Source organism: Pseudomonas ovata, from assembly GCF_003131185.1.
GTDB classification, from domain to species: Bacteria; Pseudomonadota; Gammaproteobacteria; order Pseudomonadales; family Pseudomonadaceae; genus Aquipseudomonas; species Aquipseudomonas ovata.
The window spans coordinates 161,213-174,975 of record NZ_QFFU01000006.1; the positions used below are offsets into that span (position 1 = coordinate 161,213).

General features: G+C 63.3%; 12 protein-coding genes. 6 read left to right on the forward strand and 6 right to left on the reverse strand.

The features are described from left to right. The first annotated feature begins 156 nt into the window (after positions 1–156). Genes zwf through DGA31_RS10935 form a run of 3 tightly spaced genes read left to right on the forward strand, consistent with a single transcriptional unit; the run spans position 157 to position 3,021 of the window. On the forward strand, positions 157–1,626 hold the full coding sequence (zwf, locus tag DGA31_RS10925) for a glucose-6-phosphate dehydrogenase (protein ID WP_056841562.1): 1,470 nt from the start codon (positions 157–159) through the stop codon (positions 1,624–1,626). Beyond that, complete coding sequence (gene pgl / locus DGA31_RS10930; protein WP_109512522.1) at positions 1,613–2,326, forward strand: 6-phosphogluconolactonase; 714 nt, start codon at positions 1,613–1,615, stop codon at positions 2,324–2,326. The genes zwf and pgl overlap by 14 nt, the downstream gene beginning before the upstream one ends. A gap of 20 nt (positions 2,327–2,346) precedes the next feature. After that, the gene (locus tag DGA31_RS10935; RefSeq protein WP_109512523.1) at positions 2,347–3,021 is read left to right on the forward strand and encodes a bifunctional 4-hydroxy-2-oxoglutarate aldolase/2-dehydro-3-deoxy-phosphogluconate aldolase; all 675 of its coding nucleotides are present in this window, start codon (positions 2,347–2,349) and stop codon (positions 3,019–3,021) included. A 167-nt stretch (positions 3,022–3,188) separates the two neighbouring features. Here the strand turns inward: DGA31_RS10935 and DGA31_RS10940 are convergent, their stop codons facing one another. Beyond that, positions 3,189–3,419 (reverse strand): DUF3820 family protein, encoded by a 231-nt coding sequence (locus tag DGA31_RS10940; RefSeq protein WP_056841559.1) that lies wholly within the window; start codon positions 3,417–3,419, stop codon positions 3,189–3,191. 36 nt (positions 3,420–3,455) lie between these two features. Further along, positions 3,456–3,905: a winged helix-turn-helix transcriptional regulator gene (locus tag DGA31_RS10945; protein WP_109512524.1), complete on the reverse strand. Its 450-nt coding sequence runs from the start codon at positions 3,903–3,905 to the stop codon at positions 3,456–3,458. 108 nt (positions 3,906–4,013) lie between these two features. Between DGA31_RS10945 and DGA31_RS10950 the strand changes: the two genes are divergently transcribed. The 3 genes from DGA31_RS10950 to DGA31_RS10960 all read left to right on the forward strand — a co-directional run bounded on the left by DGA31_RS10950 (position 4,014) and on the right by DGA31_RS10960 (position 6,846). Continuing rightward, on the forward strand, positions 4,014–5,234 hold the full coding sequence (locus DGA31_RS10950; RefSeq protein WP_109512525.1) for an MFS transporter: 1,221 nt from the start codon (positions 4,014–4,016) through the stop codon (positions 5,232–5,234). 54 nt (positions 5,235–5,288) lie between these two features. Beyond that, positions 5,289–6,182: an EamA family transporter gene (locus DGA31_RS10955; RefSeq protein WP_109512526.1), complete on the forward strand. Its 894-nt coding sequence runs from the start codon at positions 5,289–5,291 to the stop codon at positions 6,180–6,182. Between the two features lie 193 nt (positions 6,183–6,375). Further along, positions 6,376–6,846 carry a ferritin-like domain-containing protein gene (locus DGA31_RS10960; RefSeq protein WP_109512527.1) on the forward strand — a complete coding sequence of 157 codons (471 nt, stop codon included), beginning with the start codon at positions 6,376–6,378 and terminating at the stop codon, positions 6,844–6,846. A gap of 87 nt (positions 6,847–6,933) precedes the next feature. Here DGA31_RS10960 and DGA31_RS10965 read toward each other — a convergent pair whose 3' ends face one another. From DGA31_RS10965 to DGA31_RS10980, 4 genes are all read right to left on the reverse strand, one after another. Next, complete coding sequence (locus DGA31_RS10965) at positions 6,934–8,463, reverse strand: GGDEF domain-containing protein (protein WP_109512528.1); 1,530 nt, start codon at positions 8,461–8,463, stop codon at positions 6,934–6,936. Between the two features lie 128 nt (positions 8,464–8,591). Then, complete coding sequence (locus DGA31_RS10970) at positions 8,592–9,959, reverse strand: heavy metal sensor histidine kinase (RefSeq protein WP_109512529.1); 1,368 nt, start codon at positions 9,957–9,959, stop codon at positions 8,592–8,594. Then, a complete protein-coding gene (locus DGA31_RS10975; RefSeq protein ID WP_056841552.1) occupies positions 9,949–10,626 on the reverse strand; it encodes a heavy metal response regulator transcription factor in 678 nt (225 codons plus the stop codon). Before DGA31_RS10975 ends, DGA31_RS10970 begins: the two co-directional genes overlap by 11 nt. 10 nt (positions 10,627–10,636) lie before the next feature. Beyond that, the gene (locus tag DGA31_RS10980) at positions 10,637–13,753 is read right to left on the reverse strand and encodes a multidrug efflux RND transporter permease subunit (protein WP_109512530.1); all 3,117 of its coding nucleotides are present in this window, start codon (positions 13,751–13,753) and stop codon (positions 10,637–10,639) included. Between the last annotated feature and the right edge of the window lie 10 nt (positions 13,754–13,763).

Sequence of the window (13,763 nt, forward strand, 5' to 3'; positions counted from 1 at the left end):
GCCTGTAGCAAAGGTGGCCTATCGTACTCAGAGGCTGTGTGAATCACCACTGGTATGAGGTTTTCGATAAAATGTTGTGGTTATTACTACATATGGCCTTGAGAAACGCCTTTAAAAAAGGTATTTGTAGTCTAACTTGATAAAAGAACCAACATTATGCCCCTGATTACGGTTGAACCGTGCACATTCGCCTTGTTTGGTGCCCTTGGCGACCTGGCTGTGCGCAAACTGTTCCCGGCTCTTTATCAGCTCGACCGTGCCGGCCTGTTGCATGAAGACACCCGCATCATCGCCCTGGCGCGCGAGGCTGGCGAGCCGGCCTCGCACCTGGCCGCCATCCATGAGGCCATGCGCCGCTTCATTCCCGACGCCGAACTTGAAGGCGAGCATGTCACCCGTTTTCTGGCGCGCCTGAGCTACTTGCACCTGGACTTTCTCAAGGTCGAGGGCTATCACGACCTGGCCGGGCAGGTGGCCGATGTCGACACCCTGATTGCTTACTTCGCCACGCCCGCGGCGGTCTATGGGGCCATCTGCGAAAACCTGGATGCCGTGGGCCTGAGCGCCCGCACCCGCGCCGTGCTGGAGAAGCCCATCGGTCATGACCTGGCCTCGTCCAAGCGGGTCAACGATGCCGTGGCGCGGTTCTTCCCGGAGAACCGTGTCTACCGTATCGATCACTACCTGGGCAAGGACACGGTGCAGAACCTGATCGCCCTGCGCTTTGCCAACAGCCTGTTCGAAACCCAGTGGAACCAGAACCACATCTCCCACGTGGAAATCACCGTGGCCGAGAAAGTCGGCATCGAGGGGCGCTGGGGCTATTTCGACCAGGCCGGCCAGTTGCGCGACATGATCCAGAATCACCTGCTGCAGTTGCTGTGCCTGATCGCCATGGACCCGCCCAGCGACCTGTCGGCCGACAGCATTCGTGACGAAAAGGTCAAGGTGCTCAAGGCCCTGGCGCCGTTCACGCCCGAGCGCCTGGCGACCCAAGTGGTGCGTGGCCAGTACGCCGCCGGCTACAGCGAAGGCAAATCGGTGCCCGGTTACCTGGAGGAAGAAAACTCCAACACCGAGAGTGACACCGAGACCTTCGTCGCGCTGCGCGCCGACATTCGCAACTGGCGCTGGTCGGGCACGCCGTTCTACCTGCGTACCGGCAAGCGCATGCCGCAGAAGCTGTCGCAGATCGTGATCCACTTCAAGGAGCCGCCGCACTACATCTTTGCCCCCGAGCAGCGCCTGCAGATCAGCAACCGGCTGATCATCCGCCTGCAGCCCGACGAGGGCATTTCCCTGCAGGTGATGACCAAGGACCAGGGCCTGGACAAGGGCATGCAGCTGCGCAGCGGCCCGTTGAACCTGAATTTTTCCGACACCTACCGCAGCGCGCGGGTGCCCGATGCCTACGAGCGGTTGTTGCTGGAAGTGATGCGCGGCAACCAGAACCTGTTCGTGCGCAAGGATGAAATCGAATACGCCTGGCAGTGGTGCGATCAACTGATCGCCGGCTGGAAGAAAGCGGGCGATGCGCCCAAGCCCTACGCCGCCGGGTCCTGGGGACCGATGAGTTCCATAGCCCTTATTACGCGAGACGGGAGATCCTGGTATGGCGATATGTGAATTGCAACTGCCGGCGGGCCTGACAGCCCACGACTTCGACACCCCCCAGCAACTGGCGCAAGCCCTGGCGCTCAATGTCGCCGAGCGCCTGCGTACCGCCATTGCCCAGAACGGCACGGCCACCCTGGTGGTGTCCGGCGGGCGCAGTCCGGTGGCCTTTTTCGAGCACCTGGCCGTGCAACCGCTGGACTGGGCGCGGGTGGTGATCAGCCTGGCCGATGAGCGCTGGGTGCCGGTCGAGCACCCCGACAGCAACGCCGCTTTGGTGCAGCGTCACCTGCTGCAAGGCGCGGCGGCCGAGGCCAGATTCATCGGCCTGTATAGCGTGGCACCCAGCCTTGAGGTCGCCGCCGAGCAGGCCGACCGCCTGCTGGCCGAACTGCCGCCGATCGATGTCCTGGTGCTGGGCATGGGCGATGACGGCCATACCGCCTCGCTGTTCCCCGGCAGCCCGAACCTGGCCGAAGCGCTGGACGAGCAGGGCGAGCGTCGCTGCCTGCCCATGCTGGCGCCAAGCGTGCCGCACCAGCGCCTGACCCTGACCCGTCGCCTGCTGGCCTCGGCCCGTGCACCGATCCTGTCGGTGTCCGGCAAATCCAAGCTCCACACCCTGCGCGTGGCGCTCGACGGCACGGACCTGGCGCAAATGCCGGTACGTGCCTTTCTTAACCTGTCCCTAGAGATCTATTGGTGCCCGTAGGGCCTGAGGAAACCATCGCCATGACCCATTATGAAAACAATCAGCCGCTTGACAGCATGGCGAGCAAGACGGCCCGGATCGATGCACTGTGCGCCAAGGCCAAAATCCTGCCGGTGATCACCATCGCCCGTGCGCAGGATGTCCTGCCGCTGGCCGATGCGCTGGCCGCCGGTGGCCTGACGGTGCTGGAAGTGACCCTGCGTTCGGCCTTCGGCCTGGACGCCATTCGCGTGCTGCGCGAGCAACGCCCTGAACTGATCGTCGGTGCCGGGACCATTCTGGACCGTCATTCGCTGGCCGAGGCCGAGGCGGCCGGCGCGCAGTTCATCGTCACCCCTGGCAGCACGCTGGAGCTGTTGCAAGCGTCGGTGCCAAGCACGGTGCCCCTGTTGCCGGGTATCAGCAGTGCCTCGGACATCATGATCGGCTATGGCCTGGGTTACCGGCGCTTCAAGCTGTTCCCGGCCGAAGTCAGCGGCGGCGTGGCCGCGCTCAAGGCCCTGGGCGGTCCTTTCAATGAAGTGCGCTTCTGCCCGACCGGCGGGGTCAATGCCCAGAACCTGAAGAACTACATCGCCCAGCCCAACGTCATGTGCGTGGGCGGCAGCTGGATGATCGACAATGCCTGGGTGAAGAATGGCGACTGGGGCCGGATTCAGGAAGCCACGGCAGAGGCGGTGGCGTTGTTCGACTGAACCTTGTTGGCTCCTCCCGGGATATAGCCCGCCGCCAAGGCGGCGCGCTGTCTGAGCGACCAACGGTCGCGAATGCCGCTGTGAATCAGGCGGCCCTTTTCGCGACCGTTGGCCGCTCCTGCGGAGGTGATTTTCATGCCGATCGCACGTCTGTTTTCTTCTACGCGCTACGGGCCGAATTGACGGGGGCGGGTGCGCAGGGGGTCGAGCAGTTCGCTCAGGCCGTTGTGGTCGATCTCCTGCATCAGCGCCAGCAGCGCGCCCAGCTCGCCCTTGGGAAAGCCTTCGCGGGCAAACCAGTTCAGGTAATGCCCCGGCAGGTCGGCCAGCAGCCGGCCCTTGTATTTGCCGAAAGGCATTTCACGGGTGACCAGCAGTTTGAGTGTTTCCGGGTTCATGCTTCAGGTTCCTGGCAAAACGAAAAACGGTAGGGCTTATCGAGTGACACGACGTCGATGGCAATCCTGCGGCGCCAGCCGCTTGCCGTCGACAGACCTGACTTCAAGGCGGGCCACCGGCTGGTCACTGTCCTTGTCCAGCAGCACCGAGTGGGTTTCACCGGCCTTGAACAGGTGCTGTTCGCCCCACTGGCGCAGGCCCACCACGATCGGGAAAACGGCCCGGCCACGCTCGGTCAGCACGTATTCCTTGTAGGCACTGCCGTCCGAGGCCGGACAGATCTCGAAGATTCCCAATTCAACCAGCACTTTCAGGCGTGCGGCCAGGATGTTTTTGGCCAGGCCCAGGCTTTTCTGAAAATCACCGAAGCGGCGAATGTCGTCGAACGCGTCGCGGATGATCAACAGTGTCCAGCGCTCGCCAATCGCTTCCAGGGTCCTTGCTACAGGGCATTCGCTGGTCTGCAGCGTTGCTTGCCGGGCCATGCACATCACCTTGGCTTGAAAAAACAGGTTGCAGATTAAAACCGGAAACGATAGAAATCAAATAACCGGTTTTAAAATAAAACCACATTTTCATTCAGAGACGAATGCATGACGGCCCGCCATGAGTTCCAGCCCCCCACCCGTGTCACACCTGAACAGTCCGGACCTGCACTTTCACGCGCACTGACCTGGCTGTTCTCGGTCACCTGCGCACTGGCTGTGGCCAATGTGTATTTCGCCCAGCCGCTGCTCGCGTCAATGGCTCGCAGCCTGGCCGTCAGCCCCGGCCTGATCGGCGTTGTCGTCACTGTCACCCAGATCGGCTATGCCGCCGGCCTGTTATTGATTGTGCCGTTGGGTGACCGGCTCGATCGCAGGACGCTGATCCTCGGCCAGTTGCTGCTGTCGGCGGCGGCACTGACGGTCGTGGCGTTGGCGCAGCACTGGACGATACTGCTGGGGGCGATGCTGCTGGTCGGCCTGTTGGCCGTGGTGGTTCAGGTGGTGGTCGCGTGTGCAGCGACCCTGGCTGAGCCTGCGCAACGTGGCCAGGCGGTGGGCACGGTCACCAGCGGCGTGGTGCTGGGCATCCTGCTGGCGCGCTTTACCAGCGGGGTGATTGCCGACCTGGCTGGCTGGCGGGCGGTGTATGGGGTGTCGGCAGGGCTGATGCTGGTCATGGCTGCGGTGCTGTACAAAAAGCTGCCAGTTACCGCCGCCGCGTCCGTCAGGCACTCCTGGTGGGGGCTGGTGGCATCGACCTGCAGGTTGTTCATCTCCGAGCCGGTGCTGCGCACGCGTGGGGTGTTCGCCTTGCTGATCTTTGCTGCCTTCAGTGTGCTATGGACCGCGATGGTCCTGCCGCTGAGTGCGCCGCCACTGTCGTTCTCACACACCCAGGTCGGTCTGTTCGGCCTGGCGGGCCTTGCCGGCGCGCTGGCGGCCAGTCGTGCCGGACGCTGGGCTGATCAAGGGCTGGGACAGCGGGTGACCGGTCTTTCTCTGGCGCTGCTGTTGCTGTCGTGGCTACCCACGGCCTGGGCCGAAACCTCGTGGCTGGCGCTGGTGGCAGGGGTTATCCTGCTCGACTTCGCCGTGCAGGCCGTGCACGTGACCAATCAGAGCCTGATCTTCGCCGTCCGCCCTGAGGCGCAGAGTCGCCTGGTGGGTGCGTACATGTGCTTTTATTCAGCCGGCAGCGCGCTGGGTGCAGTCACCGCCACCCAGGTCTACGCGTGGTGGGGCTGGCTTGCGGTGTGCCTGCTGGGCGCGGCCATCAGTGCCGCTGCCCTGGTGTTCTGGTGGCATGACGCTGGCCGAAGCCGATAAAAACAATGAGTCACTGACCAACGTTTCATGACCTGACGTGCGGAAAAAGCCCTTATGAAAGTGCACCACTTGCTGCTTGCCATCCTGATCACTGCCCTGTGGGGGCTGAATTTCTCCATCATCAAGCTGGGCCTGGCCACGGTCGATCCGTTCATCCTGGCCGGGCTGCGCTTCACACTCTGTGCCGTGCCGGCCATCCTGTTCATTCCAAGGCCCGATGTGCCGTGGCGCTACCTCATCGGCTACGGCCTGATATTCGGCACCGGCATGTGGGGGACGGTGAACCTGGCCATTCAACTGGGGTTGTCGGCGGGCATTGCTTCGCTGGTGCTGCAGTTCAGCGCCTTCTTTACCTTGCTGCTGGGCGGCTGGGTGTTCAAGGAGCGCGTCAGCCGCTATCAACTGGCCGGTATCGTCATCGCCCTGGGCGGTTTGCTGAGCATCATTTTCGTGGCTGACGGTTCGGTAACCCTCCTTGGCCTGCTGCTGGTACTGCTGGGCGCCTTTGCCTGGAGCATCACCAATATCATCATCAAGAAGGCCGGAACCACCCAGGTGCTGGCCTTTCTGGTCTGGTCCTGCGCCTTCGCGCCCCTGCCGCTGTTCCTGCTCGACTACCTGGTCAATGGCACCCAGGGGTACGTGATGCTGGTCAATCACATCGACCGGACGACGGTGCTGTCGATCCTGTTCCAGGTGTACCCCAACACCCTGTTCGCCTACTGGGTATGGAACTCGCTGCTGCGCCAGTACCCGGTCTCTACCGTGGCGCCGTTGTCGCTGCTGGTGCCCATCTTCGGCATGCTGGGGTCGATGCTGATGTTCGGCGAGCAGTTGTCGACGACAAAAGTGATGGCCGTGATTCTGATCCTCTCGGGCCTGGCCACAGGTCTGTACGGGGCGCGACTGGCAGGCGTGCTCAAGCGACGGATACGTCCGTTGGCCTGACCCTTCCACCGACTTGCATTCTGCATGCAGGCAAAACGACACTTCATGCAGAACGCAACGCCAGGATTTTTTAAATTCTTTATAACTTATTGATTTTTAGTATTAATTTTATTTTTTGAAAGCTGGCACGGGCGCTGCAATTGATACCTCAGTTGCAAACATTGGTATCAACTGCCTAGGAAGGAAATGGAAAATGACTGACATCAACAAAGAATCGATCGACCTGCTCAACGACCTGATCGAGACCAGCAAGGATGGTCAGAAAGGCTTTGAGACCAGCGCCGAAGACCTGAAAAACCCTGAACTGAAGCGCTTCTTCCTGGCCCACGCCGCCGATTGCGCCACCGCCGTACGCGAGCTGCAAGCCGAAGTGCGCGCCTTGGGCGGCGATCCGGAAACTTCTTCCAGCGTCAGCGGCACCCTGCACCGCGCCTGGGTCGACCTGAAGTCCCTGGTCACCGGTAAAAGCGATGAGGCCATCCTGAACGAAGTCGAGCGCGGTGAAGACCACGCCCTGAAGGCCTACCATGAAGCACTGGCCAAGGCGCAGGAAAAAGCCCTGCCGCACAATGTGGTCAGCCTGATCCAGAAACAACTGGACGGCACCCAGCGCAATCATGATCAGGTCAAGGCACTGCGCGACCAGGTCCGCGCTCAGTCCTGAGGCTTGTAACTTGTAAGCAGCGCCTGACAGACGCCTGAGCCGCTCTTTCAAGCGCGCTTCAAGATTGCAATGAAAACCGCCAGCCGCTTATGCAGGGCTGGCGGTCTGCGTTTGTGCGTACTCAAGAAACTCGACCCGGTTGCGGCCACGGTTTTTTGCGCTGTACAACGCCTTGTCAGCCGCTTCGATCAGCGATTCGAGGGTGTCGCCCTTGCCGACCCGGCCGGTGGTCACGCCGATACTGACGGTAATGGCTTGTTGCTCGTGCTCGAAGGTGGGCAGTTGCATGACGGTCTGGCGAATGGCTTCGGCCATCGCCTGTGCGCTGGCGTGATCAGTGTCGGGCAGCAGCACAGCAAACTCCTCACCGCCATAGCGCGCTGCCAGGTCGCTGGTACGACGTACATGGGCGGCAATGCTGTCGGCCACCTGACGCAGGGCCTGGTCACCGCCCAGGTGGCCGTGACGTTCGTTGAAGCGACGGAAATGATCGACATCCAGCAACAGCAGCGACAGCGGCTCGCCCGAGCGCTGGGCCCGTGCCCATTCGATGGCCAGGGTGCGGTCGAGCTGGCGGCGGTTGGGCAGGCCGGTCAGCCCGTCGGTGGCCGCCAGGTTGGCCAGGACGCCCTCCGCTTGCTGGCGGCGGCGCAACTCGCCAATCAGCAGAAAGGTCAGCCACAGGATGCCCAGGCACAGAGCACCGGTGGCGCTGCCGACCAGCAGGGCATTGCGCCGCCAGGTGGCATAGACCTCCGACACCGGTTGGGCGATGACCACGATCAGCGGCAAACCCGAGACCCGGGAAAAGGTATAGAGCCGCTCACTCTCGAACTTCATCGACAGCCCGACAAAGCTGCCTTCAGGCAACTCGAGAATGTGCTGGAAGTTGGCCAACTGGCTCAAATCGACACCGGTCTGGTCGAGTGGGCTCAGTTGCGGTTCGCGCACCAGCAGGATGCCGCTGGCATTGATCAGGCTGATGCTGCTGTCGCGGTCCAGCGACTGGCTTCTGAACAAGGGCCTGAAGTACGCCAGGCGCATGGCGGCGATGGCGACCCCCCGAAACTCGCCGTTGGGGCCCGACAGCCGTCGGCTGAAACCCAGGTTCCAGTCATTGAAGCCCCAGCGTGCCTTGAACGGCTCGCTGATGTACAGGCCGGGCAGGGGGCTGTCGCGGTGGTGCATGAAAAAACGGCGGTCGGCGAAGTTGTCCTGGCGCGCCGGGCCGGGCAGCGGGTCGGCCAGTACATTGCCCTGGGCGTCCAGCAAGGCTACATCGCCCTTGTAGGGTGCGGCACTGGCGCGGTCGAACAGCAGTCGTTGGCGCAGTGCCGGCGACAGCAAAGGCAGGTCCGGGCTGTTCCAGGCGCTGAGCATGCCGGTCAACGAGGCGTCATACAGCTCGACGTTGCGCTGGATGTCGGCCTCGATCAGCTTGATGGTGTTGGTGGCCGCCCGCGAGGCCGACTGCATGGCATCGTTGCGTTCACGGGCCAGCAGGTACACGACAATGCACAGGATCGCCAGCATCGACAACAGGCTGCCGCCGATCAGCAGGCGTTCGGAGCTTGTCCATCCAGATGAGGTTGAAGACTGGGCTGCGGGAGCGTTCATGACTGCACTCTGGGGCCGATGACAAAGACCCTTTATGACCTGCGGCGTTTGGTTTTGTCCTCAAGGGTATAACAGGTTTTCCTTCGCACGGCGGCTAACGTTGCGAACCTGGCCGGTCCTGAATGCATTCAGGGGCGTGGCAGGTTGATGCCAAACGTATTGCAACCGCCCCGGCTGTCGACGAAGACCGTACCGCCGTGCATCAGGGCAATGGCCTTGACGATGGCCAGGCCCAGGCCATGGTTGGCGCCGCTGTTGCTGCGCGAGACATCGACCCGATAGAAGCGCTCGAACAGTTGGGGCAGGTGTTCGGCGGCGATGGGCGGGCCCGGGTTGCTCACGCCGATGCGCACCTGTTGCCCAAGGCTGTCGATGGCCACCTGGATCGTCTGACCAGGCGCGGTGTGTTGCACGGCGTTGTGCAGCAGGTTGATCAGGGCACGACGCAACTGGGCTTTCTCGATGGGCATATGGGCATCACCGTGCACCTGCACCTCGACCTGGGCGTCTTCGAGAATGAAATCCAGGTAATCCAGGGTGGTGGCGACTTCTTCGGCCAGTGAAGCGCAGGTCAGGGGCGTGGCCTTGCTGCCCTGGTCGGCGCTGGCCAGAAACAGCATGTCGTTGATGATCGAGCGCAGGCGTTCCAGTTCTTCAAGGTTCGATTGCAGCACCTCGAAATAGTGCTCGGCCGAACGCCCGCGGGTCAGCGCCACCTGGGTCTGGCCGATCAGGTTGGTCAGTGGCGAGCGCAGTTCGTGGGCGACGTCGGCATTGAACGACTCCAGCCGCGAATACGCCTGTTCGACCCGGCCCAGGGTCGAGTTGAAGGCGGTCACGAATTGCGCCAGTTCCGGCGGCAACGGCGAGAGCTGCAAGCGCCCGGACAGGCGCGGTGGCGACAGCTTGTGTGCTTCCAGCGACAGCTGGGTCAGGGGCCGCAGGCCGATACGCGCCACCCAGTAACCCAGCACCGACGCCAGCAGGATGCCGATGATCGCCAGGCTGATCAGCGCGACCAGCAAGGCATGCTGGGTCTGCCTGAATGTCTCGGTGTCGATGCCGATCAGAAAGCGCAGGGCAGGGCGCTGATCCCTGGCGACAAACTCACTGATCAGCACCTTGTACGGGAACGGCTCGCCGGGCAACAGCAGGTCGCGCATGCCCGGCGCACCCTGAGCAAAGCGGCGTATCTCGGGGCCGGGGTTGCCGTATTCATAGGCGGGGTCTGCACTGACCACCCAGAAGCGAATGCGTTTGTCTTCCTCGCTGAGCAGGTGCAGCTTGTTCCTGATCTTGCCCCAGTGCTCGGCATTGCCAAAGCGGTTGACGGTCGATTCCAGCACGCTGTAGCGCGCCTCGACTTCGGCTTCCGGCAGCAGGTCCAGGTGCTTGTCGACCTGCAGGTACAGCGCCCAGCCGATCAGCAGGAACACCCCGGAGGCCACCAGCGCAAACAGACCGGCCAGGCGCCAGGCAATCGAATCAGTGCGCACGCCGGTCTTCCAGCACGTAGCCCATGCCACGGATGGTGTGCAGCAGCTTGTGTTCATGCGGACCGTCGAGTTTGGCGCGCAGGCGCTTGATGGCCACCTCCACGACATTGGTGTCGCTGTCGAAATTGATGTCCCAGACCTGCTCGGCAATCGAGGTCTTGGACAGAATATCGCCCTGACGGCGGGCCAGCAGGCTGAGCAGTGAAAACTCCTTGGCCGTCAGCTCCAGGCGTATGCCGGCACGGCTGGCCTTGCGACTGATCAGGTCGACCCAGAGGTCGGCAATGCCGATCTGCACCGGCTCCTGGGCGGCGCTGCGCCGGGTCAGGGCCTGCAGGCGGGCAACCAGCTCGAGAAACGAGAAGGGTTTGCCCAGGTAGTCATCGGCCCCTTCGCGCAGGCCGCGGATGCGGTCGTCGACCTGCTCGCGGGCGGTCAGCATGATCACCGGGGTCTGCTTGCGTGCCCGCAAGGCCCGCAGCACGCCGAAGCCATCGAGGCCCGGCAGCATCACATCGAGGATGATCACCGCGTACTCGTTTTCCAGCCCCAGGTGCAGGCCCTCGATACCGTCGGCGGCCAGGTCCACGCTGTAGCCCTGTTCGCTGAGGCCGCGGTGCAGGTAGTCGGCGGTTTTCTGTTCGTCTTCGATAATCAGCACGCGCATGCGAAAGGCCTCATGTGGGAATTGCCTGGCGAGTGGCAGGCGCCTTCTGGCGGCGGTGGAACAGGTGCTCCAGTTGCAGGTAGATCACCGGCGTGGTGAACAGGGTCAGCACCTGGCTGACCAGCAGGCCGCCCACCACGGCGATGCCCAGCGGCTGGCGCAATTCGGCCCCGACGCCGTAGCCGAGCATCAGCGGCAAGGCCCCGAACAGCGCTGCCAGGGTGGTCATCATGATCGGCCGAAAGCGCGTCAGGCAGGCTTCGTAGATGGCTTCGTCGGGGCTCAGCCCCTGGCTGCGCTGGGCCTCCAGGGCGAAGTCGACCAGCAGGATACCGTTCTTCTTGACGATGCCGATCAACAGCACCACGCCGATCAACGCCATGATCGAGAAGTCCTGGCCCATCAGCCACAGCAGCAACAAGGCGCCGATGCCGGCCGAGGGCAGGGTCGAGATAATCGTCAGCGGATGGACGAAGCTCTCGTAGAGCACGCCAAGGATGATGTACACCGCCACCAGCGCGGCGAGGATCAGCCACGGCTGGTTGGCCAGCGAGCTCTGGAAGGCCTGGGCGGCGCCCTGGAAGCTGCCGATGATGGCCGCCGGCATGCCGATCTCTTCCTTGGCCTGGTCGAGCATGCGCACCGCATCGCCCAGTGCCACGCCGGAGGCCAGGTTGAACGACAGGTTGGCGGCCGGGAACATGCCGTCATGGCTGATCGACAGCGGGCCCATGGTCGGCGCGCTGACGCGGGCCAGGGCCGACAGCGACACCATCTCGTTGGTCAGGGGCGAGCGCAGGTAGAAGTACGCCAGGCTTTCGGCGCGCCCGCGCTGACGGGCATCGAGTTCGAGGATGACTTTGTACTGGTTGGTCTCGGTCTGGTACTCGCTGATCTGCCGCTGGCCGAAGGCGTCGTACAACGCCTGGTCGACATCGGCAGTGGTCAGCCCGAAGCGCGCCGCAGCGCGTCGGTCGATATCGATATGGGTGACGCTGCCGCCCAGTTGCAGGTCGTTGGACAAATCGCGAAACGAAGGGTTGCTGCGCAGTTTGTCGGTCAGGCGCTGGGTCCAGGTATTGAGCAGGTCGCCGTCATTGCTCTTGAGCACGTACTGGTACTGGCTGCGGCTGGGACCGGGGCTGAGGTTGATGTCCTGCCCGGCACGCAGGTACAGGGCGATGCCGGGAAGGGTGCTGACCTGCGGGCGCAGGCGGTCGATGAATTCGCTGGCCGACACATCGCGCTCGGCGCGTGGCTTGAGCGAAATCCAGAAGCGCCCGCTGGCCAGGGTCTGGTTGGTGCCCGAGGCGCCCACCGAGTGCGAGAACGCCTGCACGGCCGGGTCGGCATTGATGATCTTCGCCAGTGCCTTGTGTTTCTCGACCATGTCCGGGTACGAAATGTCGGCCGCCGCATCGCTGGTGCCCAGCACCATGCCGGTGTCCTGCACCGGAAAGAAGCCCTTGGGAATCAGCACGTAGCCGGCCACCGCCATGGCCAGGGTCAGGCCGAACACGCCCAGGGTCAGGCGCTGATGCGCCAGCGCCTTGCGCAGGCCGCGTTCATAGACGTTGAGGAGGCGCTCGCCGAAACCGGGCTTGCCGTGGCTGCCATGGTTGGGCGCACGCATGAACATCGCGGCCAGGGTGGGGGCGAGCGTCAGCGAGACCACCACCGAAATCAGAATGGTGGCCGTGGCGGTCAGGGCAAATTCCTTGAACAGCCGGCCGACCACACCGCCCATGAACAGCAGCGGGATAAAGGCGGCCACCAGCGAGAAGCTGATCGAGACCACGGTAAAGCCGATTTCCGAGGCGCCCTTGATTGCCGCCTCGCGCATGCCCTGGCCGGCCTCCAGATGGCGGTGGATGTTTTCCACCACCACAATGGCATCGTCGACCACAAAGCCCACCGCCACGACAATGGCCACCAGGGTCAGGTTATTGAGGCTGAAGCCGAACAGGTACATCAACGCGAAGGTAGCCACCAGCGACACCCCCAGTACGGCCGTGACGATCAGGGTCGCCGACCATTGGCGCAAAAACAGCGCCATCACCGCGACCACCAGCAGCACGGCAATGCCCAGGGTCAGTTCCACCTCATGCAGCGAGGCGCGAATGGTGCGCGTGCGATCGTTGAGCACCGAGACTTCCACCGAGGCCGGCAGCATGGCGGTCAGGCGCGGCACCTGGCCGAGTACCCGGTCGACGGTGTCGACGATATTGGCCCCCGGCTGGCGGAACACCACCAGGTTCACGCCCTGTTGCTGGCCGGTCCAGGCCTGGACGTAAGCGTTTTCTGCGCCATTGATGACCCGCGCCACATCGCTTAGGTGTACCGGCGCGCCGTCCTTGTAGCTGACGATCAGTTTGGCGTAGTCCTGTGGCTTGAACAGCTGGTCGTTGGCCGACAGGGTCGAGACGCTGTCCTTGCCATACAGCGCACCCTTGGCCAGGTTGAGGCTGGTCTGTTGCACGGCCTGGCGGATATCAGCCAGGGTAAGGCCCAGGGCTGCAAGTTTTTCCGGCGCGGCCTGGACGCGAATGGCCGGGCGCTGCTGGCCGACCAGGAAAACCTGGCCAACCCCTTCGATCTGACTGAGCTGGCGAGCCACCAGGGTTTCGGTCAGGTCGCTCAGTTCGGTGCCGGGTATCAGCCCGGAGCTGACGCTGAGGATCAGCACCGGGCTGTCGGCCGGATTAATCTTGCGCCAGGTCGGCAGGTTCGGCATGTCGGCCGGCAGCCGGCCGGCGGCCGTATTGATCGCCGCCTGCACTTCTTGTGCGGCGGTGTCGATGCTTTTGGTCAGGGCGAACTGCAGGGTCAGGTTGGTCGAGCCCAGCGCGCTGCTGGAGGTCATCTGGGTCATGCCGGGGATGGCACTGAACTGCACTTCCAGCGGCGTGGCCACCGAGGAGGCCATGGTCTTGGGGCTGGCGCCGGGCAACTGCGCGCTGACCTGGATGGTGGGGAATTCCGCTTCCGGCAGCGGCGCCACCGGCAGGCGGGTAAAGGCGATCACCCCCAGCAGCACCAGGGCAAAGGTCAGCAGCAGGGTGGCCACCGGGTGATCGATGCACCAGGCCGAGAGCGAGCCCTTGCCCTTGTGCGCCGGGCTGTTCATGGGGGGCTTT